The organism is Legionella sp. PATHC039 (assembly GCF_026191275.1).
Classification (GTDB): Bacteria; Pseudomonadota; Gammaproteobacteria; order Legionellales; family Legionellaceae; genus Legionella; species Legionella pneumophila.
In genome coordinates this window covers 2427368-2452478 of record NZ_JAPHOP010000001.1, presented here as the reverse complement: position 1 = coordinate 2452478, position 25111 = coordinate 2427368, and the positions used below count along the sequence as shown (strand labels likewise).

The following is a 25111-nucleotide window of genomic DNA, read 5'->3' as shown; positions in this document are numbered from 1 at the left end:
AAAATAATGACAATATTAGAGCAAAATGTAGATTTAAGTTTAAATTTTTCCTAATTTTTGACATAATGATGGAGTTTGATTAATTTTTGCAGCCCAGATAAGGTGACAGGAGCAAAAATTTTTGCAAAGCTGGATTAAAAACACAATGATATGCGGATTATTTATTTCAAACAATCATGACACCGATTATTAGTCATTTATTAAAAATATTTCCAGAGCTGAATACGCAAGTTAAAACTGATTCTTTGAATTGGACTTTTAACACGCAGCTGAAGCAATTGGGCCCTGATTTTTATTCGAAAGTAGCGCGTCTTCATCCCATTCTCAATATGGAATACAGCGTATTGTGTCAGCGCTTAAGGTACAACCTGTCCGCGCCTGATTACAGTTCTCCCGAGCAAATCAAGGAACAGCTGATTGATGCACTCAAACTGGCTGAACTTTTGGAATATACCTATCAACACTACCTGGTTGTTCCACGCGAAGTAGTGCGTTTACGTCGCCATAAAGCCATATACAGGGAATTATTGACGGAATTGTCCGGGTATTCTTTTGCCTCGGATAATCCGGAGCCGCAATCTCTCAAGACAAGCTTATCGTTGACGCAGGCCATTCGTGAGAAAACTGCTCAATCCAATTGGTATAGAATTTTTATCAGCAGAAGTAAACGAGTCATTAATCTTTTGGATAATTTAGACACTGGTTCAAAGGCATTTCGTGATTTTGTCGTGCTGCTTGATAAATACACTAATCCATTTTTGGCTTATTTGGGTTGGTGTTTTTTTGCCCCCAGATTATTTACCAATCTCTTTTTAATTTTAAAGCACACCATTCCAGGGGAATGGATGGGCGAAAAAGAAAAATCACTGGATTGGTCTGATCGATTTTATGCCCACCTGCAACGACGGTGGTTTGAGCTGGCCAATGATAGCGTTTGGTTTACAATCGGGATTCTCAATTGCTTCGTGATGGCGGGCGCTTTGGCACCTCTCTCTGTTTATTTGTCTTTGTTTGCGTTTGTCTTTGATGTCGCCAATACAAGTCTTCGTGCTTACATAGAGATTGGTCGATTACAGCAGTTGCAAAAGGAATATGGCGAGCTCTTCGACCAGGAAGAAAATGAAGACCAGAAAAAGATAATTAAAGAGTATCAAGACTCGATCAGTTATCGCATTAAATTTGAGATTTTGCGCTCCTATTTATCGGTTGGCGGGGCAGCTGCTGTTGTGATTGCAATGGCCTTATCGATACCTGCTTTAGCTATTATAAATCCTGTTATTCCCTTGGTTGGAGCGCTGCTTTTATTAGCGTTGTGGGGTATTTCATTTTATTTAAACAACAAGTTAGATGAATACAGACCTGTCGATAACATTGAAAAACCAGCTCCTTACGTTATCAATAAATTAAGCTTTTTTGCCTCCAAAAATGAAAAAAGAGAGACTCCCCATCCTTCCTCCAAGGCAGAAAAAGACAATGAAGTGGATGAATTAATCCTGACGCCTGTCTTTTAATTCATTGCCGTACTTTGCCATTTCAGCGCCAGTAAAGTATAGAGACTAATTCAATTGAATGTTATGCTTTCAAAAAAATTACATGATGGAAAGGTATAACATGTCGACCACCGTTGGATTACCACAATTTAGCCATATTGAAATTGAACATTTCAAATCCCATCTTGATGCTTTATTAAAAAACCATCTTGAGGAAATTGACAGGCTGCTTAAGGAAAATCACCACTATACCTGGGATAATTTAATTTATCCTTTAGATAGCCTCGCCGATGAACTGGAGCGTTTTTGGTCTCCTTTTGCCCATATGCATGCGGTGATGGATTCTGAGGCAATACGTGAATCTTATGAGGCTTGTCTGCCATTGCTGTCTGCCTATGATGCTGCGATTGGGCATAATCAAGACTTGTATGAGGCGATTAAATCGATAGATCAGCATTCCCTCAACCCAGCCCAGAAAAAAATCATTGCGGACAGCATACAGGATTTTGAGCTATCGGGAGTTGCTTTATCCAAGGCGAATAAAAAGCGCTTTGAAGCCATTCAATCGAGACTGGCCAAATTATCCAGCAAATTCGAAAACAATGTGCTGGATGCAACCCATGCCTACACTATCCATATTACCGAAGCAGAGCGTGTGGCGGGATTACCTGAGCATGCATTAAATACGGCAAAAGAGTTGGCGCGTGAGAAAGGACTGGATGGCTTTGTTTTAACCCTTGAGTACCCTTGTTTTCAGGCCGTTATTACTCATGCCGAAGACAGGGCTTTACGTGAAGAAATGTATCGAGCTTACATCACCAGAGCGTCAGATCAAGGTCCTAATGCAGGAACCTTTGATAATACTCCGCTGATTGATGAAATTCTGTCTCTGCGCCATGAAAAAGCCGAGTTTTTGGGGTTTAATAATTTTGCCGAGTTATCCCTGGCTACCAAGATGGCTGCCTCGACCAACCAAGTCACTGAATTTATCTATGATTTGATCAGCAGAACTCTTGACAAGGGTAAAGCTGAATTTAGGCAGCTTGAAGTGTTTGCACAGGATAAATGGAATTTGAGCCCGGTAAACCCATGGGACGTTGCTTATCTTTCTGAAAAAAGAAGACAGGATTTGTATTCCTTATCTCAAGAGGAATTACGGCCTTATTTCCCGCAACCTAAAGTGATGCAAGGCTTGTTCGCGATTGTTAAAAAACTCTTTGGTATGAGTATCGAGGAGATTGAGGGCGTGGATGTTTGGCACAAGGATGTTCAATGCTATTGCATAGTCGATGAATCCAATCAAACGCGCGGGTACATTTACACGGATCTGTTTGCCAGACCGCACAAGCGCAATGGTGCCTGGATGGACTCCATGCAAAGCCGCAGAAAACTGGAGGATGGCACAGCTCAATTACCCATTGCGACCTTGACTTGCAATTTTGCCAAGCCTTCTGCAAAAAGACCGGCTATGTTATCGCACGATGAAGTGGTGACTTTGTTTCACGAGTTTGGTCATTGCCTGCATCACGTTTTGGCTCAAGTCGATTACCTTGGCGGCTCAGGGATTAATGGCGTGGAATGGGATGCGGTGGAATTACCCAGCCAATTTTTCGAAAACTGGTGCTGGGATGAGCATGCATTGTCTTTACTGACTTCGCACGTGGATACAGGGGAAACCTTGCCTTCCGCATTGTACGAGCGCTTGATTGCCGCTAAAAATTTTCAATCCGCCATGGCCATGTTAAGACAAATGGAATTCGCCTTGTTTGATTTTCGTATTCACCAGGAATATCAGGCACATAAGGCGTCCTATGTCGCAAATATTCTGGCGGATGTACGTTCTAAAACCAGTGTTGTACCCATTGTTCCTTATAATCGCTTTCAACATAGTTTCTCGCATATTTTTGGGGGTGGCTACGCCGCGGGTTATTACAGTTACATGTGGGCAGAAATACTATCCAGTGATGCTTTTGCACGTTTTGAGGAGGAAGGTATTTTCAACCCCAAAACCGGACATGATTTTTTGAAATCCATTTTGGAGGTAGGCGGCTCAAGAAAAGCAGCCGATGCTTTTATTGAATTCCGAGGAAGACCCGCGACGATTGATGCTTTGCTGCGCCATAACGGGATTTTATAAAAACAGGACTTGCACTCCCAACTCTCTAGGTAAAACATTTTTTGCCTTGAACTTGGGTTTTTCCGTAAGTTCTGAAAATATATTCGTTATGCTGGCGGGATTTTGCTTACATGCCGGCATTTTATGTTATAATTAAAGTGTACAGAATGGGGGGCGACCTGGCTTCGACGTGGGTTGCAAAACCGGAAGTGCATGCCGAGAAGGAGATCTCTCGTAAATAAGACTCAATTAAATATAAATGCAAACGATGAAAACTTTGCTGGTGGGGAAGCTATCGCTGCCTAATAAGCACTTTAGTTAAACCATCACTGTGTACTGGCCAATAAACCCAGTATCCCGTTCGACCGAGCCCGCTTATCGGTATCGAATCAACGGTCATAAGAGATAAGCTAACGTCCTAATCTATCCCGGATTATGGCGCGAAACTCAGGGAATCGCTGTGTATCATCCTGCCCGTCGGAGGAGCCACAGTTAAATTCAAAAGACTAGGCTATGCATGTAGAGCTAAAGGCAGAGGACTTGCGGACGCGGGTTCGATTCCCGCCGCCTCCACCAATTTAAAACACCATTAAAGACCACTTGAAGCCATAAAAAGCCCTTATAAATCAAGGGGTTTTTGTATTTACACACTGTCTTTTGTAGTCTTTTACTGTCCTCGGATGATCCTAAAATGTACCCAAAAATCGTTGGAAAGTACCCAATTTGTGCCCCAAAATTTTGGACAAGAAATAGACAGAAACTATCCCACAGCTTCAGTACTAAGGAATAAATAAATGATGCAAAAAACAATGGCAATACTAACAGAACTAAAACTAGTAGGAATAACCACCAGAACCAATAATACCCAAATATTTGAAACAGATCCTTCGACTAATAAAATAGCAGCTACAGTTAAGAAATATTTTCATAGTGGATTGGCCGAAAAGATCAATGACAGAAAAAATCCTGGAACAACCTTCTGCGTTTATTCCAATTATGCAAGTGATGTAAATGGAGATTACACGTATTTTATCGGTGAAGAAGTAATTTCTTTTGATAGCATAGATAAAGAATTTGAGACACTTACAATACCTGTCCAAAATTACGCAAAATTCACGAATCAGCCAGGGCCAATGCCCACAGTGTGCATCGATATGTGGCAAAATATATGGAAAATGAATGCATCTGATTTAGGAGGTGAAAGAGCTTATATTGCGGACTTTGAAGTTTATGATGAACGCAGCAGCGATCATAACAATGCGATACTCGATATTTATATTGGCATTAGAAAATGAACATTGAGCACTCATGCACACCCGCAACTGCAGACATCGATTTTCTAAGTGAGAGAATCAATCAAGAAACACCAGATTTTGGATCGGCACATTCTTTTGCTTTTTTTGTACGAGATGAGAAAGGTCAAATCATAACAGGCTGCAATGGTAGTGTTATCTTTGGCAGTATTTATACCGATCAATTATGGGTACATCCTGAGCATCGCGGTAAAGGTCTAGGACATAAATTGATGGCACAAGTTCATGATTATGGCCGCGAGAATGAGTGTGCCATGGCAACAGTTGCCACAATGAGCTTTCAGAGAGCTAAAGCATTCTATGAAAAATTGGGATGTGTTGTGGATTTTGAGAGAGCAGGCTATACGCAAAATTCCAGATGTATCTTTTTAAAGCAGAGCTTGTAATGTTTAAAGCCGATTGGGAAAAAACAAGCGTCACCAGCCAACTACCAGAGGGCATGGTTGAGAAAATGGTGCGGCTTGCCTATCCCGATAAAAAACTCATTTCTCATGAATTGATTACTGGTGGGTGCGCTAACCTCAACATTAAAATCGTGGTGGAAGATGAAAAACATCCTTTGATTTTGCGTGTTTATTTGCGCGACAAAGATGCTTCTTACCGCGAACAAAAACTGGCAGCATTATTAAAGCAAACTATTCCGGTACCGTTGACGTATTATATCGGCGAACTGGAGGATTATCATTTTGCCATTACAGAGTTTATGCCGGGCATGCCGCTTCGAGATCTGTTACTGGGAGATGCTCCACATTATCTCAGCACTATTATGCATGAGCTAGGCGCGATTCTTTCAAAAATTGCAGCGCATGAATTTTCAAGGACAGGTTTTTTTGATAAGCAACTTAATGTGATCCCTTATGAATCCTCTGATGTCATAAAGTTTGCACAAGATTGCTTGGGTTATAAGACTGTATTAGCAGCATTAACACCTGAGGTGATTTCAGAAATCCTCAAGGTTTTCGAGCAATATGGACACTTGTTTCCCGATGAAAATGGAAAGCACCTCGTCCATGGCGATTTTGATCCTGCCAATATTTTAGTGGAAAAAGTGAATGGTCTTTGGGTTGTGAGCGGTATTTTAGACTGGGAATTTTCTTTTTCTGGATCTGTCTTATGGGACGTCGCTAACATGCTCAGATACGCGCATAAAATGCCACCTGAGTTTGAGAGTTCATTCATAGAGGCGCTGGAAAAAAACGGCATTAAATTAGAGCACACCTGGCGTACGGCTATACATTTATTGAACTTATCGTCTTTACTTGATTGCCTTAAGAGAGCAGATTTTCAAAATAACCCCAATCAATGTGCTGATATCTTTGAATTAATTCAACATATTTTATCAGAGTTAAATTTCATGAAAAAAACAGATCCTATTGAAGTCGTGCCCTATGATCCTAATTGGCCAAATATTTTTGAAACTGAGGCAGCCAAAATTAAACAAGCACTGGGTAATAACTGCATTGCTATTCACCATGTTGGTTCGACATCGGTGCCAGGATTGGCCGCAAAACCGATTATAGATATAGTACCGGTGGTTCGGGATATTTTAGCTTTAGACCAAAACACAAGAGTGATGGAAGCTCTTGGCTATGAGGCAAAAGGGGAATATGGAATGCTTTTTCGCAGATACTTTCAAAAAAAGGGATTCAATGTCCACATATTTGAACAAACTAGCGCTGAGATCGATGGACACTTGCTATTTCGCAATTGGATGCGAGAGCATAGGGATGACAGGGAACATTATGCAAAGCTAAAGCAAGATCTAGCCTTGCGTTATCCAAATGACATTTACCAGTATGTTTTCGGTAAAGATGCATTTGTAAAGAATATCCATTCTAAAACAGGATTTAATGGCTTGCGTGTTGTAAAAGCACTCACACCAAGAGAATGGGCTTCCGCCAAGCATTTTCGCGATACCTATTTCTTTGGCCCGCATGGCATAGATGATCCATACACATGGACGTTTGATCACTGCGAGCATACTCATCTTATTTTATATCAAGGTACAGAAATTATTGGTTACGCCCATATTCAATTTTGGACTGATAGACGAGCGGCGATACGAATTATCGCTATTGATGAAGGTACACGTCGCAAAAATGCTGGAAGTACGTTTTTGGTCTTAATTGAAAAATGGCTAAAAAATTTAGGTGTTAAAAGTATTCATGCTGAATCTAGGCAAAGCAGTTTAAAATTTTATCTCAAAAATAGTTACGTAGACATGCCATTTGGTGATCCTGAAGGCCATGAATCTGATCCAAATGATGTCCCTGTAGGTAAAGTGTTATGAACAATAAAATTCAAATGCGGCGTTATTAAGAGGGTGATGCAAAATTTTTAAACCAAATTTATTACAACACCATACATACTGTGAATGCTAAAGATTATACTAAAGAACAGTTTGATGCTTGGGCTCCATGGTCTTCACTACAAGACTATAGCATAACATCTAGTAGTAGTTCAGGGTCAGATCTTGCTCTTTGCCTTTATCTATAAAAGGCGGCAAGCTTGAAATTAACGTGTGTCTTTCCCAAATAAGGAGGTATTTTATCAAGCACATAACACTCCAACTCCTAATCGGTAGTTTTTTCTGTATTGTTTTAAGATTGAGTCATGTTACAGAGGGATTAATTGGTTGGTATACTGTCCCTTTTATCATAAAAATGGTAAAACAAATTAAATTATTCGAGACCCAAAGCTAAATAAAGGGGCATCAGTTCATGTTTAATGTTTCTATTAGAAAGGCTACTTCTTTGGATGCGGAGGCGATTGCATCAGTACATGTTCATTCTTGGAAAAAAGCCTACCAACAATTTATTCCAGAAATAGTGCTCAGTAGTTTATCAATTCCTGAGCGCACCCAGCTATGGAATGAACTACTAAATAATGGCGTAATAGCACTTGTATTGGAAATTGACAATCAAATAATAGGGTTTGCGAGTATTTGTACATTTCGTGATGATATTGAGGATAATTCTAAAGGGGAAATTAGTGCTATTTATATACACCCCAATTTTTGGCATCAAGGATTTGGTAAGAAATTGTCTCTCGCTGCGTTAAAAACTCTGAAAGAACTAGGCTATACGGAAGCTTTGCTTTGGGTTTTATCAGATAATCATCAAGCGCGTAGCTTTTATGAAGGCATGGGCTTTGAATTAAATGATAAATCAAAACTTACGGAGTTTTACGACGGTGGAGCGTTATTAAAGGAGGTACTGTATAAAAAGAAATTATAACCTCAACATATCATATTCTTAAAATGATGGGTTTGTGGACTGTGTAAGGAAAAGAATATAGCTTTTCTATTTGGATCTTAACTGGTTGTAAAACTCTTTTCAAAAATCAAGGTTTTTTGCTACATCCAGAATATTCTTACGCAAATATATAAAACAGACATGCCTATTATTGGAATTATAACAAAGCCAAGAAACAGGTGTATCTGTGTCCTGTTCTCTGATGAGGATCTGTAAAATTTTTTGAATTTTTTAAAAATTGACATTCAATATACCCTTGCAACTTATTTAATTGTATATCTATTTAAATCTCTACTTTTGATGCTAATTAAAATCGGAGGGGGATTACCATCCCAGGTACCAGTTATTTTTAATCTTAATGGATTAAACAGGAAGGACAGTTTGGGGCATGCATGGCCTGAGTGGAAACGACCCAAGCCATTGGTTAGTGCATTAATTCCAGGGACCTTGTGTCCAATAGGTACTAACATTGTTACCATATTGATCGTAACTCTCCCTTGCTGAGCGCTCTTCCGATTTGCCGAACAAACTACTAGGATGTTTTGCTGATGTTGTGCTCGTTAGTGGGCGACGATCGTCCTCAGTGTAGCTCAATCTGGGGTCTTGAGCTTCGGGAGCAATATGTTCTTGTTCTTGAGTGTATTTTATAGGTTTCATTATCTATCCTCAGGTTAAAAGTTATTTTGGTGCAAATTAAAATCAAAAAGTCATCTAAAAATTCTTAATGAAAAAATAATGTAATAATTGTACTTTAAAAAATCAATTGAGCCATGGTTTAAAAGGACAATTTACGGTTATAAAGGGACAATGTGAGCTCATCCAAACAAGAGTAGATACGGGCAAGCCACCTATTCGATTGGTGGTTTGGTGTTTCTAAGGGCGTGCCTCAAGAATAGTCGTGGTATATGGAAAACAGTTCCAATCCTTTTTTGCCCCATTGATGATGATACTAATCTCGGAAATTTGCTCTATCCCCCCTTGGAGTCCTGTATTCAAGAAACACACCTTGTCTATACCATCCATTGTAATGAATAAATTGGTGGTGTCAGGGCTGATAGCAACATTTGGAGGCCAATAATAAAGATCATTTCTGTACTCTAAAGGAGATGGCAGTCCTTTTACCATAATAGTTGTCCCAAAAGACTCATTGCAGATCCACACTAATACTAAAAATAGGGTGAGTTTCATAAATTCGTATCCCTTAATATGATAATGAGATTGCCTAAGGGCATCTCCCACATACTCCTATACCATATAGGATAGACTATTATGGCTTGGTGTATCTGATTTGAACTCCTGAGATGGGGATAAATAAGTACTCAATACGAGGCAAATCCCTGGCTGAGCTGTGGATTATAAATTCAAGGTGAATTTTTTCACTTAAACCTTCCCATTACCAGGGTTGAGTCCCCGGATATTGATCCGACTTTCAATTTCACAATACAGCATGGCAGTTGACTGGCTAATTACATAGCTTGCTATATATTAGCAAGCTATGTTAACATAAAATATGTTTTATGAACAAATGAGTTGAGTATAAAAAAAATCAAAATATATCAGATGGATGCGTTTGCTTCTTCCATTTTTAGCGGTAATCCCGCAGCTGTATGTGTCCTGGACCAATGGTTAAGCAAGGAACAAATGCAATTCATTGCATCTGAGCGTCATAGCGCCTTTTTGGTGTGCGCGTTTGAATCAGCTCCTTATCAGAGCGTGGCAAGGGCTAAAACGCCAGGGCGAATTATTATGCGAATTAAATAGCAATCGCGTTCTTTTGATGGGCACTTGCCATTTGTATTTAGAAGGTAATATTTATATCCCGGAGATTTAATATGAAAAAAATAGCGACTTACACTATACAAGATTGGCTTTTTTCCATCGCGAATGGTCGGTTTGACATTGATTTGGCAGAGAGTGGGATTCATCCACATCGCATTCAAGACCTTTCATTTACTGAAAATTACGACCTAAACTACAGTGTGGATATTGGCCAGGAACAATTGCGTCAGTGCATTGCGGATATGTATGAAGTTGACTTGGCAAGGGTAATGGTTGCCAATGGCAGCCAGGAGGCTTTGTATTTATTTTACCGATCATTTTTATCATCCGCTGACCATGTCATCACGTTTACTCCTGGGTGGCAACAATCCTGGGAAGTACCAAACTACATTGGCTGTACGGTTACAAAAATCCCATTGACTCGGGAAACGGGCTATAAGATCAATATTGCACAAATTATTGATTCGTTAAGACCAAATACCAAGCTCATTGTTTTAACCTCCCCTAATAATCCATTAGGTATTAACTGTGATCCTGCCGATTTAGAAAAGTTATACGAGCTGTGTTGCGAAAAGGGTATTTTTTTATTGAATGACGAAGAATATTTAACCGACTACACGCAAAGCATTGTCCAATTCGGACGGTTAACAGGCGCTGTTAGTAGTTTATCCAAAATTTATGGTTATCCCGGATTGAGGGTCGGCTGGTTTATCGGAACCCCTTCTTTAATCCAGGATATGGTTAATTACAAGCGTTATACTACAGTGACAAATTCATCTCTTTGCGAATTTTTGGCGATAGAAGTGCTTAAAAACAGAAAACAGTATGTGTCTGATTATCAAACAATGAGCGCACAAGGCGAGAACCTTTTAAGGGAGTTTGTCGCACGATGGCCCGAATGCGATATGATTTCGCCTCAAGGTACGCCTTTTGCCTATATCACCTTGCCTAAGACATGGAATTCCGCCCAATTTTGTCAGCAACTGCTCGCACAGCATCACGTTTTAATCATGCCAGCTGAAGTTTTTGAAGACAAACATGCCTTGCGAATTTCATTTGGTCGCCCTCAAGGCCTATTGCGTAAAGGCCTGGAAAAACTAGACGAATTAATTAATTTTTACCAGGTGTAACATGCCAATTAAATTACTTTTCAAAATATTAGTATCGCAAGCTTTGCCTATCAAAATGCCCTTAAACATGGGCTGGGATCTTCCCGCGATTTATTCTGAAGGACTACATGGGCACTATTCGCTTTGCCTTTGCGAGTTCCCACATCCCTTATCTTTACTCGAATAAAGATTTTCTCGGACAACCTTATCGGAAATGAGGTTATTTAATGGAAGGGATACATGTCCACATAAGTTAAGGTAAGAATGGATTGCAAATGTCCTAAGTGCTCATTATTTTGATAAATTTGAGTCTTCGGTTATCATATCCAGCATCTGAAGTAACTCGTATATTTGTGATCAATGAAGCTATTATTTCCACAAAAAGGCCAGCATGTAGCCATAAAACAAGGCAGGAGTGGGTCTTGCTTTCTCCTGGCTTGCTTGGATTGTTTGCTCAACGGTGAAGCAGAAGGGGCCGATGTTGTACGGAAAAAATTCAAACAAACAACGTCCGGCGTTACTCTTAGAATTAAACGCACTGACAACACCATGAAGGTGCAGTGGAAAAAAATGGCTGGGAAGTATACTTATTCTTATGATCCCAGAACTGATGAAGATGTTATTTTTATCGATAATGAAAAATTAAAAGAAATTGATAACAGTAAAAAAGGATCCAATTCCAATTCGCTCGCAGTAAAAATTTTAGAGCATATCAGTGCTTACTACTACCAAATTGCCTGGGATGGCGAAAGTCTTTTGGCTCATAAGCTACACCCAAAATTTCGCAATAATCCTATTGCCAAGCAAAGCGATACTGCATTTCTAGCAAAGCTTTTGGGAGTTCATGTCACTTCTTTCTATGACTCGCACAAGCTGGTTAAGCTTAAAACAATAGACCCCATGATTCCTGTTTATGTAGGGATGAACTTTGGGAAGTTGGATAGATTGGGCAGGCACAGGCGTCATGCACTACGTGTTGGAAATATTAAGCCTTTAGACGATGGAGAGTATGAGGTTACTTTAATCAATCCCTGGAATAATCAGAAACAAACCACCTGTCTGCTCACCGACCTGAGGAAAAGGAAATGTCATTTTGCCGTATTTGACAGCTCCCCACAAAAAAAATTATTAACAGAAATTTTTTTGGAATATAAGACTGAGATAGGATGTGAATTATTTCGCAACAAAGAATTAGCTTTTTTGTTATGCGAAATGAAACAATGTGGTTTATTGGATAGCGAGCTTGCGAAATATCCGCTAAGTTCATGTATGGTTTTATATAAAAAGCTCCCGAATTTGGTTGCAAACTACAGGTATCTTCCCTATAGCGAACGATACAATATGTTAATGTGTGTTGCTAGCTCCAATGGTCATGTGCGTTTATTCAATAAACTAATGCAAGGGTCGTCAGTAGTTGACAAGCCATCTGTGGCCAGGTTGCCACAGCGTACATATCCCAGTGCAAAATCATTTTTTGCTGACTTGTTCGCATCGCTGGAAGCGTCTTTGAATCGGGTGCACTACAACGATTTACTAAAAACACTAAGAGCCAACTACGGCCATTTGCGTTCTGTCAGTACGGCGTTAAATCAAGTTGAAAATAGACAAGGGATCTACTCTAAAATGGAATTAAAGAACATGAATCATCGTCTTGAGCGACTAGGTTTCTTTATGAAGTGCCATACTGACCCAAGAGACCATCGTCACCCTAACCTTGGACAACAAGCCAAACTCTTCGACCAGTCGACTCAAAAAGTGAATACTAAAAGCCATCAAAATAATGGCGTTTCGCTTTGACATCCAGGAACTTGGAAGTATCTGTAAAGAGCCGGAACAATGGGGGCTGCCAGCCCCAGCTTTTGCACGCCACCACTATAAAAACAGGGACAAGCCTTTCTTGTAAGCTTGACTTCACAAGTTATTTTCCTGAGCTGGGGACATTATTTTAAATTTGAAAAGACAACAAATATCAAATTTTGCATTTACAAAAAACAAATAAATTTGTATTTTTTGAGTTCATTTTGTTTAATAAAAGAGATTTCTTTATGAAGCGATACATCTGGTTTCATCCATCCTATGTTTTAGATTCTGCTAAGGCAACTTTGCTTGGCCAGCAAACCAATGCCAAGGATCATGGTTATATCTTATTAAACGATCGGGAATTAGGAAAAGTCTCATGCGAAGATCATCTGGCAATCATGGGACATTCCACACTTGCGCCAACACCAGCAGAGGATATCGGACTGTATATACAGGGGGATACAGCAGATGATCTAATCAGACGATTAACTACTAATGGGTTAAAAGAAGCGCCAAAGATATTGAGTCTTGAATCTTGTCGAGCAGGAATCACTGGTGGCCTTGCCCAGCAACTGTCACGATCTCCTTTTTTTAAATACACGTTGATTGAAGCGAACCTAAATAGTGTAGGGCGAAAACCTATGGAAACGCAGTGGAATTTTCCGACTGACTCATTAGGTCGCGCCGTATTAAAACTGGATAACAGCCCTTGGATGTTCTATCTGGGGGGATTCCTGGTCGGGAGCCTCACTCATGATAGCTATACTACGGAGGATTTGTTTAGCCTCCTGTCTCCCCCAACTTTTCATAAGCATTTCTTTGCCCATTATCAACCAGGCTTTTTTGGAGGACGATCCGGACGCCATTGTTTGTTTAACAAAACCACAATAACATTGGAAAAGGCGTCAAATTTCGCCCATGAAGACCAGGATTCACCCAGTGCCAAGGCTCTTGAAATGGTCTTGAAAAAGCTTTATTTCCAACCAGGCTAATTCAACATCAACATGACTTACGACCCCCACTCTCTTTGTTAAAAATTTTTTTAATTCAGTCATTTAGTTTATCTAAATTCCCTTATTAACAACATTTTTTGCCTTGACCTTAGAGTTTTTCGTAAGTCCTGATCAATAGATTTTTAGTCAGACTCACCCTCAATAATTTTAAGGAACAATATGATGTAACATATGATTATGCAAAATGACTTTTGAGAGAAGCCTGGTTAAAACTGAAAATAATTATTTTTTCATGGCATAAAAGAATTGTTTAAAGGTCGATATCATTGAATTGAATGTCTCTGGGTTAAATTTCCTTGCAATTTGGCAGCGTCAAAATGTGATTACTCTCTGATAAAAAATAACCCTTTTTTGTTGGCTTTGACGTAATAGAGTGCTTCATCCGCTCTCGCCAAGAGGGTGTTTATCGATTTGTCACTTTGCTTTGAAATAGTCCCTCCAATGCTCACGGAGATGTGAGATTCTGCTAACTTTTTTTGTAGCTGTTGTGCTTTTCTTTCCAGGATTTTCACATCAATGCTTGAAAAAATAATAGCAAACTCATCGCCGCCATATCGAAATACTTTATCCGTTTTACGGACAAGCTTTAAAGATTCCTGGGCAACTTTTTTTAGTATCTTATCGCCATAGATATGCCCTTGGGTATCGTTTATTCCTTTAAAATCATCTACATCGAAAAATAATAATCCAACGGCTTCCTGGTTTTGATGAAAGTTTTTAACGGCTTCATTCCCTGCGATGAAGAAATTTTCCTGATTGTAAACATTGGTAAGCGGATCGGTCTTTGCTTTTTCAGATAATTGAATATTTAAATTCTTGATTGCGGTGATGTCTTTTTCTATTGCGCCTAAATAGCATAAATTACCCTGACCGTCTCTCAAATATACTATTGAAAAATTAATCCAATAAGTTGTTCCATCCTTAGTATAGTTTAATAACTCCACATTGATATTCGTTTGAGCTTTAATTGCTTCTTTTATCATTTTTAACGTGTTTTGATTGGTTTCTTTACCTTGAAGGATGCGTGGTGTTTGGCCAATAATTTCATTGGCTTTATATTTTGAAATTTTTTCAAAGGCTTTATTCACCCAAACCACTTCCGGACCATTAGGCGCATCAAGTGGTTCTGCTTTGGTTATAATGACCATATCGCTGGTTTCATCAATTAATTGAAGTTTTGCTCTTTCAATGTTTGTAAGCATTTTTTATACATCCAATAGCCAATCCATTTTTATGTGCTTGCTTTGATATAGTCGGGTATTTTTTCGTAAGGCATAGGTTTCTCAAACAAAAAACCTTGATAAAAATCGATGGCATAATTTTTTATAATCTGTAACTCATCTTCTGTTTCTATGCCTTCGCAGATTATTTTTATCTTTAGCTTGGTAGCCATCTCACATATTTTTTCCAATATGATTTGTTTGAATTCATTTGCATGAATCTGGCTAATCAATTCTTGATCAAGTTTAACGTAATCAGGTTGTAACTCGGTAAGCAAATTCAAAGAGCTGTAACCAGAGCCCAAATCATCAAGGGCGACACAGTAACCTTGATTTCTGTAATAATCTATTATTTTTAACAAGTGTTTTTTATCTTTTACTTCATCACTTTCAGTGACTTCAAATACAATTTGTGCAGGTTTGATGGACGTTTTTTTTAAGGATTGGTTCGTTGTTCTCAAGCAAAAAAGGGGATCGTAAATGGCAGTTGGGTTAAAATTAATGAAGATTTTTTTGTCAGCGATGTCAATTTTGCTCATATTCTCAATGTGGCATATACGAGCTTTCTTATCTAACAAAAAAAGCATGTCGCTCGATTTTGCTGCTCCAAATAAATCAGAGGAAGGCAGTATATTATTATCCTGCTTTCCCCTAAGCAGGCACTCAAACCCATAGGGTTTGAGCGTGGTATTATGCAAAATAGGCTGGCAGAAGGTTGAGAGCCCCTGATTTTCAATGAGTCCAACCAGCCATTGAGACAAACACAGCCCCACAATTTTTTTTAATGAGTGCGTATGATTGAGTACTCTCTCTACGTTTCTGTCCGCGATATCAATTGGCAACAAAACTGCTTTGCTGTCCTCAAGCTCCGCTTGTGAATAACATTGCTCCAGTGCATGACCTATGTCTTGTGCCCTCTCAGCAGTAAATAATAATTCGATAATGCCGCTGTCTCTTTTATTGATATCAAAATTATTTTCGGTTAAATGCTTTAATAATTTTGAATAGCAATGACCTCGTGGGGGTAAGATAAGTAACTGGTAGGTTCCCGATAAATGGTAGGTTGCCGCTGAATCGCACTTTTCGCAAGGCATACTATTTCCCTTGATTGACTGGGTTTCCTTTAGTTTGATTATAGTATATGTTTTCCGTCGCGAGGCTTGGGGGAACATTAGTTACTAAGCAAGAGGAGAGATTTCTATAGATGCTCATCCGTTCTTAAGGTCAGTATTTCATGTCCATTATCGGTCACTAAAACAGTATGCTCCCATTGTGCAGATAATTTATGGTCTTTTGTGACAACAGTCCAACCATCCCCTAAAGTCTTGACCTCTTTGCGGCCCAAATTGAGCATTGGCTCAATAGTGAAAGTCATTCCTGCTTGTAATCGTAATCCGGTATTTGGTTTGCCGAAGTGCATAATGTGGGGATCTTCCCACATGGATTTACCAATTCCATGCCCACCAAACTCTCGTACTACCGAATATCCATGTTGCTCTGCGTGTGTCTGGATTATGTTTCCGATGTCTCCGAGATGAGCCCCTGGGCGAACTATTGAAATAGCTTTGTATAGGCATTCTTGGGTAACTTCTACTAACTTTTTAGCAAATGGCTTTATGTTGCCAACAAGAAACATTTTGCTGGTATCCCCAATATAACCGTCCTTTTGTACAGTCACATCAATATTAATGATGTCGCCATTTTTAAGTTTTTTCTCGGAGGGGATGCCATGGCATACCACGTGATTTATCGAAGTGCAAATGCATGCGGGAAACCCATAGTGGTTTAACGTCGAGGGAATCGCTTTCAAATCCTCGACAATATACTGACGACAAATTTGTTCAAGCTCCTTGGTACTGGTACCTGCAATGACATAAGGCTCTATCATTTCAACTACGGATGCGGCCAATTGCCCCGCAACGCGCATTTTTTTTATTTCTTCAGGCGTCTTCACTAACATCGTATATTTCACTTAATGAAGCTTGATGGACTAAAATTTTAAGAATGTCAGTATAGGTGATGGATGGATTCTCTTCCGCCAATTTTCCTATTCTAATCCAATATTCTGCTTGTGAATTGATTGACCGACTCATAGCTCTTGCCATCAGTTTGGTTGCTTCATGCAATTCGTCAGAAATTTTTACTATACCCATATTTTCTCCAAAAAACATATAATATGGCATTTTAATATAAAATGATACATTTAACTGTAAAATATATTTTTGTGGGGAATAAATAAATCGGGCAATAGATTAGAGGCAGGTTTCTTTTTTCCAAGGCAAGAACAAGGGAGCGATTACAAATGAAAAATAGAAGACTCTGGAGGTTTATTCTGAAAAAGTCTTGTATCGAAAAACAAACAACAAAGCGGCGGCAATAAATGAAGAGAAAAATAATAAAGCACCGCTGAGATCTGATTTTGGCGAGGCATGCAGTATGCGCAGTGAATCTTCATAACCTAACACGATGAGGCATGAAATAATGCTTAATAGCCAATAACTCAACAGATATATAAGAAACAATTTCAATTGTTTCACTATCTTTTCTTTCATAACCAATTTCAATCAATCTGTTTTATACGGAATTTCTATCTTTGACATTTTAACACGACTCTTGGGGGCATTGATGCAAGGACATGATCCTTAACAGGCCACAGAGTCAATTTTTTCTTCTTTCACTATCAAGCATAGGGCGGGATTGACTGGCAAGGAAAGGAGTAAGATTTCTCCCACCTTGCTTTGTTCCTTTCTGCTGTCTTACAGGGAACTCAAATATTGGGATTGCTCTACAATTTAAGTAATCAGTTGCTTTTTATGTGATTATTTTGTACAATAATAACCCATAAATGACTGGTATTTTCGAATGAACTTAAAAGTTGAATTATTTTTAAACCAAAATTGTGCAGAAATGATGATAAAGAAAGCTGCTCAGTTGATTTTAGGTAGTGATCTTGATTTTGAATACACTAGAGTTGTTCAAGATATTCAAATTGACCTGGGTCCTGCTTTTATGTTCAGTCCAGACGAAGAAAAAACACTTTGGCTAAGTGGGAAAAATCAGGAAACGTTGGAAAAGGATCTGGCGACTCTTAATAAAAGCAGTGTTTATTTTTTCCGTACCGGCACTCAAGGGGGGGCAGGTCATTGGCAAGTCCTGTACTATGAGCCTGCAAAATCAAGTTGGGTTAATTATTCATCTCAATCCAATCACTTTCAAGTGACCGACAGCAATGGAAAGTTAACAGCCAGTGGTAAGGGGCTACTTGTTCCCCATGCCAATTGGGGAAAAGAAAATGGAAACTATGCATTTTTACTTGTTAATGCAAGTGTACAAAACATCATTCATGCAGCGAATTTCGTATATATTTTGAGAACTCAAAATGAGGGTGCTGCAATCGAATATTGCGCACTTAATCATGAGTTTCATCCAGAAATACGGAGGAGAACTGCCAGAGCCAAAGCAGAATCAGAAACCAGAACAAAGGGTGAGATTTATAATTCCCGCAAAGATCTGTCTTGCGAGAATCTTAAAACCATCTACAGTAAGCATATAACCTTGTTGCATGTCATCAACCGCCTGGAAGCAGGAAGTAAAAGTTACAATCCTTACTGGATAGGTAGTCAGGCGAAGCTCAATAAAATTTTGGAGGCGCTTCGAACTTGTTATCAAAAAGGCCTTGATGTCGATAATGAATTAAACAATAGCAACAGCGAATTATCAAAAGCAATCAATATACGTCGCTTACCATCACTTTTTAGTTTTTGGGATGGAAAAAATGAATCTCTAGTAGAATCAAGAAAGATAATTAATGAAAATAGGACTTACCGACGAAATAATCCATGAAAGCCGACTAGAGTATGGTCGACTATTTCCTTTTTTCTCAGCGAGAATTAGAAGCATGGCTTACTAGAGAATAAAGAAATGCCCGACCTTTTATTCTTAAGTTACCCATGATGCCTTCGAGTCCTGGTTTATTGACCGATAATTTTTACAAGGACTCTTTTATCACGGCGGCCGTCAAATTCACCATAGAATATTTGCTCCCATGGGCCAAAATCCAGTCTTCCATCTGTAATAGCGACGACCACTTCTCGCCCCATGATTTGTCGTTTGATATGGGCATCAGCATTATCCTCGCCGGTGTCATTATGGCGGTATTGCCTAATAGGTTCGTGGGGTGCTATTTGCTCAAGCCATTTTTTATAATCTTGATGCAAGCCGCTTTCATCATCATTGATGAATACGGAAGCGGTGATATGCATGGCATTGACCAATATTAAACCTTCCTGAATACTACTTTCCTTTAAGCATTCAATGACTTTATCTGTGATATTAATAAATCCCATACGCTCCGGGATATTAAACCATAGTTCTTTTCGGTACGTTTTCATGATTTTGATAATGATTGGGCAATAAATCAATATCTGGCAAACATATAGCATTCCTGGCTCTATTTCAAATGGATGATAATTTAAATTTAATCTTTATTTAGAGAAACTACCCGGAAAGTCATGCGGATATGGAGAGAACATCCTGTTAAGGCATTTTGAGCTTATGGTAAAAATGTAAATGCCTGTAAGAGTAACGTATTCAGTCAATTATAGATATTGGTGATTTGGAAAACCCAGATAGCACAAGATTGGGTAGAGTTTGCATACAGACAGCGAATAAGCCTTGGATGCTTCGCAGGGGAGATGGGTACTATTCAAAAAAGAGGTTTTTATCTGCAAGCGATGCTGGACTACAATTGGTTTCATTATAACAATGCGTATACTGCTTCCTTTTTTGGACCACAAAACATTTCGGCACTTGAAGCGTCTATCGACAATCAATGGGGATATGGTTTTGGTCTGGGGTATCGTTTTAATGATTATGTGCGGACGGCGATAACTGTGCAGGCACGACCGGATGTTAACTTTGCTGTAACCGATGATGCTCCTGAAACAGCAACGGGACATTTTGATAACTACACTTATATGCTCAATGGCTATTTATCTAGCCCTAATTTTTCCGTTATGAATTTCAACCCTTATATTATGGCTGGTGCCGGGGTTGCTTATAACAAAACAACGAACATATACTGGCCAGCGGCTACTCAGACGGAGTTCTCTGACAAGGCAACAAAATTTGCCTGGCAGTTTGGTATTGGAAGTCTTTACGCCCTCAGTGACTCTTTGTTAATAGATATCAATTATAATTTTATTTCAATTGGAGAAGTGAGGAATTCAGGTCAGTATAATGCTATTGCAGCCAATAATACTCCAGCCTCAGGAGCGCCAACAAAATTCACCAACGTATACAGCAATCAAGCTCAAATTGGTATTCATTATCAATTTAATGCCTAGCAATGCGTAAATTGAAAGATATAGTCGATAAGCTCATTTGGTAGGATATGTTGATTAACACGAACATGCTCAAGATCATGTTTGATAATGTCATTTCGACAAGAGGCACACAGGGCAGAAAAAAGTTCTCCCAGGTTTAGGTCCTTGCTCCTTGAATGGGTCAGATAATTTAACATATAAATTTTAAAGTTGAAGGGGAGGTTTTCAACATAGGGAAGTATAAGTTTTAGAGTTTTTTCATCTTTCAATAACACAGTTTGCGCTAATTCAGTGACTATTGTAATTTTTAATTTTTTTGGCATTGTTTCTATTAAATCGGCCAAGATAAAAATTTTATTTTGATTGCTAGTTAATTTGACTTCTTTAATGAAAGCCTTTGCAAAAGTCCTATATTCTTTTTTAGGAATATATTCACCTAATAGTACAACGGATTTCATTATCCAATATTGGAGATTACTACGAAAGCCAATCAAGTCTAAGGTTGTCTCTTCAAATAAATCAAAGACTGACATTAAATGACCAACTAAACGGGCAGCTCTTTCCGGAAAAGAAAGGCTTAACTTTGCCATTATAAATAACTCGAATCCAAAATTATCGACAGTTGGTGCGCGAGTCGCTTTTTCCTTATCAATTTCTCTGAATAAGTTATATGTATTTGTATACATTGGGTGGTTGTTCTTATAGATATAGGTAATATAACGCATATTTGCATTATATAACCCAATAGTTTGATTAAGGAATTTCAATTTCCAGTGTTTTGGAATGAGTGACGTTAAATTTGAGAGAGCAGAAAGTGCCGCCGAATTTTCTTCCTTGTCCGGACTTGAAATACACAAAGAAAGACATGTTAACAATTCCTCTTGTTGGTTTTCAATATTGGATAGATCATCAATATTGGCCAACATTTTTAATGCTGTTATGGTGCTTTCTTGATTATCATTTCTTAATTTACTGATGATCAACTCGGCTAATTTTTTTTGTTCTTTAGCGGTGAGGCGATTCCATTCGGAAGTAAGTAGTATTAGTGCACTATCATTGTGATTGATTATAAAATTCTTTATTAATAATGAAATCTTAACTGCGTCATTGGTAGGGCAAAGATTTCTTAGTTTTAACAGAATTCTTGCTGGGTAGAATATTTTTTGATTTGTGCCGATTCTATAAAAATACAGTTGCCTGTTTAAAGGTTCAGAAAGCATTGAAATAATATCGCTATAATGACTTTGATTGATATGGACCAATATCTTATCAAGAACTTTCAAGGCCATGTTGTCATAAGTATTATCTTCACTGGAAAGCAGGCTGTTTTTTCGACTGACAATTTTTTTCAAATATTGAATAACTAGTTTTTGATTCTTTTCCTCCATAAAGGGAAAGTAAGCCTTGATCAATATGCAGGCTTGATAGATGGAATCTCGTCTTTTACTTTTAGTCATTGAGATTATTCTTTCAATGACTGCCTTCATAAGTTTCGATGGTAATAATTTAGGGAGAGAAGCAAGTAAACTAGCATTTTCATCGCTCATTTTAGAGTAGAGTGATTTGATAAAATCTTGCGGTAAATTGGTTAACAAACCTTTTGTTGCCAGCTTAATTAATAATTGTTGCTGATGACTTGGAAGGTCTTGAAATCTGTCAGTTTTTGAGTGAGTCTGCTGGTCGGAAGCACCAAAAACTTGAGTGTTTAAATAATGATCCAGGAAATTTGTTAACTTTAACTTCATTTTAACTGGTTCAGATAAATGAACCTGATGAATTTCATAGACTGAAAAAAATCCGGATAATAGCAGAATCAATTTTTCATTGGCAGATTGAGCAAGATGTTTGTTCAGCAAGGCAATAAGTGAAAGAATAAAGTTTTTATTTCCATTATGTTGAGTATCTCTTATTAATTGGATAAGTAGGCAATCAAACTTACTGCTGTCATCCAGGTCAAGGGAGGAAATACAATCGTCAATAAGTTTTATAAAAATGTCTGTGGACTCGATGAGTCCATCAATATTATATTGAGCGATTTTTCCAATGTAATAGGATTGGTCAAGGTTAATTTTGGGCCCTTTCTTTTTGTGGGCTTTTGAATGTTTTAATAATGCTTTCTTTATCTTTTGTGTACTTATCACTAATTCACCAGTTGATGCATTTTAAGTCAGTTTAAAAATTTTTTTTACCATTGCATTTCAGCTCAGATCTCTCACCAATCCTATATCCCGCAGTAATTTTCAGAATTTATTAAAATCACATATTGTATAAAATTTAAAACAACCTTCATGCTTATATTCATAAATAAAACTCCTGGTACGCTTTACCCATACAATTAAGCAAAACTTCTTGCCTCTCCATCATATTGGTCACTACCACATCAAGATCGTGATGGTACTGTCCATCAAGATGGAAACTGTTACTATCCAAATTTAGGCTAGAGCAGGGTAGTTGCAAGTGCGAAACTACTTTTTGGGCAAGTTCCTGGTAAAGGCAGGAAACACCTTTCTCATAAAAGCTGTCCAAAAATCGCCCTAGGACATCATCATTAATATGCTCGGATAAAATACCCTTCCCCAGTAAGCGTTCTGTGGGGATGTCCTTGAAATATTCAGGGTATACATGCGAGTAGGACTCACAAATCCAAGGCGATTGAGAAGCATCGCAACAAAAAGCTGACCGTTACTGATATGGCTATTATGAGACTCCTTGGGAAAGTGCTTATTCCCCCAGCTTTCAAGGCCTATTTCTTTACAAAAAGCCAGAGATTAAACCCAAATGATCCAATCGCTTTACATCCTATTTCGATGCTGTCATATCCTAATTTCCAAAAGGAAGTATAAGATAAGATAAGCCGATCCGAGTCAAGCCTATCTGAATAAATTTTTTTGGAATGAATCTGTAATTAAGAGCTGCAATCCAACAATACAAGTTCATCCCCATACAAAGAAAGTAATACAGGCCTATTCATTACCCTTATTTGTTTTAAAATTGCGATGATAGTAGAGATGCTGCGCATTTTTTTACGAAGCAAATACATCAATGCAATGGAAATGGGGTTAAGTGGGGTATGAAGCGCTGGAACATGGCTTTGATGCTGGATATAGGTCAAAAATTGTTTGCCAAAATCTATAGGCAAAAGCACCACGCCCCTCATAACCACGACATACATTTTCTGGCGCGGGAACAAGAGGTTTGGTTGACCCAAGGCGTACGCTCGTTAATCGATGGTTCTTATACAGCCCGTTTTCTTAGGCGCCATTATTTCCCCGATGAAATGATGGACCAACTCCATCTGACTGACAGAGTATTGCAGAATATCTTGTTGCACCAACTCAAAGCGACCTTCCCGTTTGTCATGAATCCCAACTGTTATCACCTTCAAGGCTCAAGCGGTGTGCAGAGCGAGAAGCGCTTGAATCGGTGTAACCAGCGCCTGATGAAAGTGTTGCGGGAGGGGTAGATGCAATGTTCCATCCGAATGGTCAGCCTCTTTTGCATAGATGCATCGTTGGTGTTTGTGGTAGGTAAGAACATCAAAACACTGGTTGTATCCAGACGTACTTTTATGGTTTTTAGAGACCTGCTGGGACGCTGATGTGGCAGCGTATGCCACACAGCTTCATGCAGCGCACATTAAAAAATTATGCCCCCTTGATTATATCCTTGTGTTCCAGCTTAACAGCCGGCTTGAGTAAATTTTCGAGTGTTGATTTGAGTACGATAAAATCGCTTGTTCTTATTTCGTATAATGCCTTCATGGCGACTAAATCGCACGAGGCGCGGACCAGCAAACGACTGCCCACGGCCCCCGCCCGCGCCACCTCCCCGGCGGCTTTATATATTGCAAATTCACCCCCCAACAACGAATCAGAAGAGACCCAACTTTCAAGCTTATTAGTTATCCAATTATAAAACTGGCTGGATGACTTGGGTTTTGACTTAAACTTCGGTACAGGGTCAAAAGGCTCGTCCGAGCAGTATTCATAAACGACATGCATAGGAAAAAGCTTTTGCGCGCCGCCCACCCCTTCTCTCCATTGTTTATCAATGGAATCCCAATTGGGGTTGGGCACATTACTCGCATCCACTTGGTCTTGCAGTTCTTTAATAATGGTATTTTTAAAATCAAAATGCTGTTCCGTGATTTTTATTCCGTTGAGTGTATAGGTCACTCCTTCATTTTTCACCTTGTTGTATTGTGCTAATAATTCTTTAACGAGTTCCTCGTTATTCTTGGTTTTAGGAATACACTCAAGAAGCATCGTCCAACCATGCTTATCCAAGGCCCAAAGCATGTATTCAAAAGCACTGATGTTCTCGAAAGTTCGACCTGAACAGTCGGTGACTTTTCCTCTTTTAGAGAGTAAAGTGGGGTCATTTATCAGTATCTTTTGGACCGCATCATCTTCTCGTCGGACTGCCCTGTGCAGAAATGTAGGTAGTTTTTGCTCATCCAGCAGGGGTTTAAATAGAGTTTGGTTAGCCTTTGAGCTTTGGATAAGATGGGCAAAATCAGGTAACTTTAAATACTGACCAATTTCTGTTTCCCTTATGTCTTTGGGTAATTCATCAAAGGGAAATTCAAATTGTTCTTGCATAATTATTTCTCGGCGCGATTAAAGAGGTTGCCATTATACCATGCCAAATGAGCATTTACTATACATATAGATTTAATTATTTACAAATCATC

The 25111-nt window shown here is 38.8% G+C and carries 24 protein-coding genes, 1 other RNA gene and 1 pseudogene; 14 read left to right on the top strand and 12 right to left on the bottom strand.

Annotated features, from left to right (window positions below):
• The first annotated feature begins 176 nt into the window (after positions 1-176).
• The 7 genes from OQI99_RS11185 to OQI99_RS11155 all read left to right on the top strand — a co-directional run bounded on the left by OQI99_RS11185 (position 177) and on the right by OQI99_RS11155 (position 8155).
• Complete coding sequence (locus OQI99_RS11185) at positions 177-1511, top strand: hypothetical protein (protein ID WP_061513405.1); 1335 nt, start codon at positions 177-179, stop codon at positions 1509-1511.
• A 100-nt stretch (positions 1512-1611) separates the two neighbouring features.
• Positions 1612-3627, top strand: coding sequence for a M3 family metallopeptidase (locus tag OQI99_RS11180; protein ID WP_265731985.1), 2016 nt, complete (start codon positions 1612-1614; stop codon positions 3625-3627).
• A gap of 149 nt (positions 3628-3776) precedes the next feature.
• Positions 3777-4182: a transfer-messenger RNA gene (gene ssrA, locus OQI99_RS11175) on the top strand.
• A gap of 218 nt (positions 4183-4400) precedes the next feature.
• Entirely contained in the window at positions 4401-4901 is a 501-nt protein-coding gene (locus OQI99_RS11170) for a GyrI-like domain-containing protein (protein WP_241495189.1), read from the top strand.
• Positions 4898-5305, top strand: a complete 408-nt coding sequence (locus tag OQI99_RS11165; protein ID WP_061513403.1) for a GNAT family N-acetyltransferase — start codon at positions 4898-4900, stop codon at positions 5303-5305. Before OQI99_RS11170 ends, OQI99_RS11165 begins: the two co-directional genes overlap by 4 nt.
• Positions 5278-7209: a GNAT family N-acetyltransferase gene (locus OQI99_RS11160; RefSeq protein WP_154694783.1), complete on the top strand. Its 1932-nt coding sequence runs from the start codon at positions 5278-5280 to the stop codon at positions 7207-7209. The genes OQI99_RS11165 and OQI99_RS11160 overlap by 28 nt, the downstream gene beginning before the upstream one ends.
• Positions 7210-7639: 430 nt before the next feature.
• Positions 7640-8155: a GNAT family N-acetyltransferase gene (locus tag OQI99_RS11155; RefSeq protein ID WP_061513402.1), complete on the top strand. Its 516-nt coding sequence runs from the start codon at positions 7640-7642 to the stop codon at positions 8153-8155.
• 281 nt (positions 8156-8436) lie between these two features.
• On the opposite strand, the gene OQI99_RS11150 is transcribed toward OQI99_RS11155, so the two are convergent.
• Positions 8437-8652, bottom strand: coding sequence for a hypothetical protein (locus tag OQI99_RS11150; protein ID WP_265731984.1), 216 nt, complete (start codon positions 8650-8652; stop codon positions 8437-8439).
• A 394-nt stretch (positions 8653-9046) separates the two neighbouring features.
• Positions 9047-9361: a hypothetical protein gene (locus OQI99_RS11145; protein ID WP_061513419.1), complete on the bottom strand. Its 315-nt coding sequence runs from the start codon at positions 9359-9361 to the stop codon at positions 9047-9049.
• Between the two features lie 372 nt (positions 9362-9733).
• Here OQI99_RS11145 and OQI99_RS11140 point away from each other — a divergent pair, with 372 nt between their 5' ends.
• The 4 genes from OQI99_RS11140 to OQI99_RS11125 all read left to right on the top strand — a co-directional run bounded on the left by OQI99_RS11140 (position 9734) and on the right by OQI99_RS11125 (position 13853).
• Entirely contained in the window at positions 9734-9934 is a 201-nt protein-coding gene (locus OQI99_RS11140; RefSeq protein WP_061513400.1) for a PhzF family phenazine biosynthesis protein, read from the top strand.
• A gap of 71 nt (positions 9935-10005) precedes the next feature.
• Positions 10006-11082 carry a pyridoxal phosphate-dependent aminotransferase gene (locus OQI99_RS11135; protein WP_061513399.1) on the top strand — a complete coding sequence of 359 codons (1077 nt, stop codon included), beginning with the start codon at positions 10006-10008 and terminating at the stop codon, positions 11080-11082.
• A gap of 339 nt (positions 11083-11421) precedes the next feature.
• Positions 11422-12858 carry a hypothetical protein gene (locus OQI99_RS11130; protein ID WP_265731983.1) on the top strand — a complete coding sequence of 479 codons (1437 nt, stop codon included), beginning with the start codon at positions 11422-11424 and terminating at the stop codon, positions 12856-12858.
• A gap of 248 nt (positions 12859-13106) precedes the next feature.
• A complete protein-coding gene (locus OQI99_RS11125; protein WP_265731982.1) occupies positions 13107-13853 on the top strand; it encodes a hypothetical protein in 747 nt (248 codons plus the stop codon).
• Positions 13854-14197: 344 nt separating this feature from the next.
• Here the strand turns inward: OQI99_RS11125 and OQI99_RS11120 are convergent, their stop codons facing one another.
• The 5 genes from OQI99_RS11120 to OQI99_RS11100 all read right to left on the bottom strand — a co-directional run bounded on the left by OQI99_RS11120 (position 14198) and on the right by OQI99_RS11100 (position 17646).
• Positions 14198-15076, bottom strand: a complete 879-nt coding sequence (locus OQI99_RS11120; protein ID WP_265731981.1) for a GGDEF domain-containing protein — start codon at positions 15074-15076, stop codon at positions 14198-14200.
• Between the two features lie 29 nt (positions 15077-15105).
• Entirely contained in the window at positions 15106-16188 is a 1083-nt protein-coding gene (locus OQI99_RS11115) for an EAL domain-containing protein (RefSeq protein ID WP_265731980.1), read from the bottom strand.
• A gap of 104 nt (positions 16189-16292) precedes the next feature.
• Positions 16293-17054 carry a type I methionyl aminopeptidase gene (gene map / locus OQI99_RS11110; protein ID WP_265731979.1) on the bottom strand — a complete coding sequence of 254 codons (762 nt, stop codon included), beginning with the start codon at positions 17052-17054 and terminating at the stop codon, positions 16293-16295.
• Positions 17035-17247 carry a ParD-like family protein gene (locus tag OQI99_RS11105; protein WP_265731978.1) on the bottom strand — a complete coding sequence of 71 codons (213 nt, stop codon included), beginning with the start codon at positions 17245-17247 and terminating at the stop codon, positions 17035-17037. The genes map and OQI99_RS11105 overlap by 20 nt, the downstream gene beginning before the upstream one ends.
• Before the next feature lie 174 nt (positions 17248-17421).
• Positions 17422-17646 (bottom strand): hypothetical protein, encoded by a 225-nt coding sequence (locus tag OQI99_RS11100; RefSeq protein ID WP_265731977.1) that lies wholly within the window; start codon positions 17644-17646, stop codon positions 17422-17424.
• 310 nt (positions 17647-17956) lie between these two features.
• Here OQI99_RS11100 and ravD point away from each other — a divergent pair, with 310 nt between their 5' ends.
• Entirely contained in the window at positions 17957-18937 is a 981-nt protein-coding gene (ravD, locus tag OQI99_RS11095; RefSeq protein ID WP_265731976.1) for a Dot/Icm T4SS effector deubiquitinase RavD, read from the top strand.
• Positions 18938-19065: 128 nt separating this feature from the next.
• On the opposite strand, the gene OQI99_RS11090 is transcribed toward ravD, so the two are convergent.
• Positions 19066-19485, bottom strand: coding sequence for a secondary thiamine-phosphate synthase enzyme YjbQ (locus OQI99_RS11090; RefSeq protein WP_265731975.1), 420 nt, complete (start codon positions 19483-19485; stop codon positions 19066-19068).
• Positions 19486-19704: 219 nt separating this feature from the next.
• On the opposite strand from OQI99_RS11090, the gene OQI99_RS11085 reads away from it, so the two are divergent.
• A complete protein-coding gene (locus tag OQI99_RS11085) occupies positions 19705-20439 on the top strand; it encodes an outer membrane protein (protein WP_265731974.1) in 735 nt (244 codons plus the stop codon).
• Here OQI99_RS11085 and OQI99_RS11080 read toward each other — a convergent pair.
• From OQI99_RS11080 to OQI99_RS16255, 3 genes and pseudogenes are all read right to left on the bottom strand, one after another.
• Positions 20436-22013 (bottom strand): hypothetical protein, encoded by a 1578-nt coding sequence (locus OQI99_RS11080; RefSeq protein WP_265731973.1) that lies wholly within the window; start codon positions 22011-22013, stop codon positions 20436-20438. The genes OQI99_RS11085 and OQI99_RS11080 overlap by 4 nt on opposite strands.
• 703 nt (positions 22014-22716) lie before the next feature.
• On the bottom strand, positions 22717-22944 hold the full coding sequence (locus tag OQI99_RS11075; protein ID WP_265731972.1) for a hypothetical protein: 228 nt from the start codon (positions 22942-22944) through the stop codon (positions 22717-22719).
• Positions 22945-22953: 9 nt separating this feature from the next.
• Positions 22954-23165, bottom strand: a pseudogene (locus tag OQI99_RS16255) (DUF4277 domain-containing protein); the annotation flags it as partial.
• Positions 23166-23488: 323 nt separating this feature from the next.
• On the opposite strand from OQI99_RS16255, the gene OQI99_RS11070 reads away from it, so the two are divergent.
• The gene (locus OQI99_RS11070) at positions 23489-23881 is read left to right on the top strand and encodes a hypothetical protein (protein WP_265731971.1); all 393 of its coding nucleotides are present in this window, start codon (positions 23489-23491) and stop codon (positions 23879-23881) included.
• 181 nt (positions 23882-24062) lie between these two features.
• Here the strand turns inward: OQI99_RS11070 and OQI99_RS11065 are convergent, their stop codons facing one another.
• Positions 24063-25019, bottom strand: coding sequence for an F-box protein (locus OQI99_RS11065; protein ID WP_265731970.1), 957 nt, complete (start codon positions 25017-25019; stop codon positions 24063-24065).
• Positions 25020-25111: the final 92 nt, after the last annotated feature.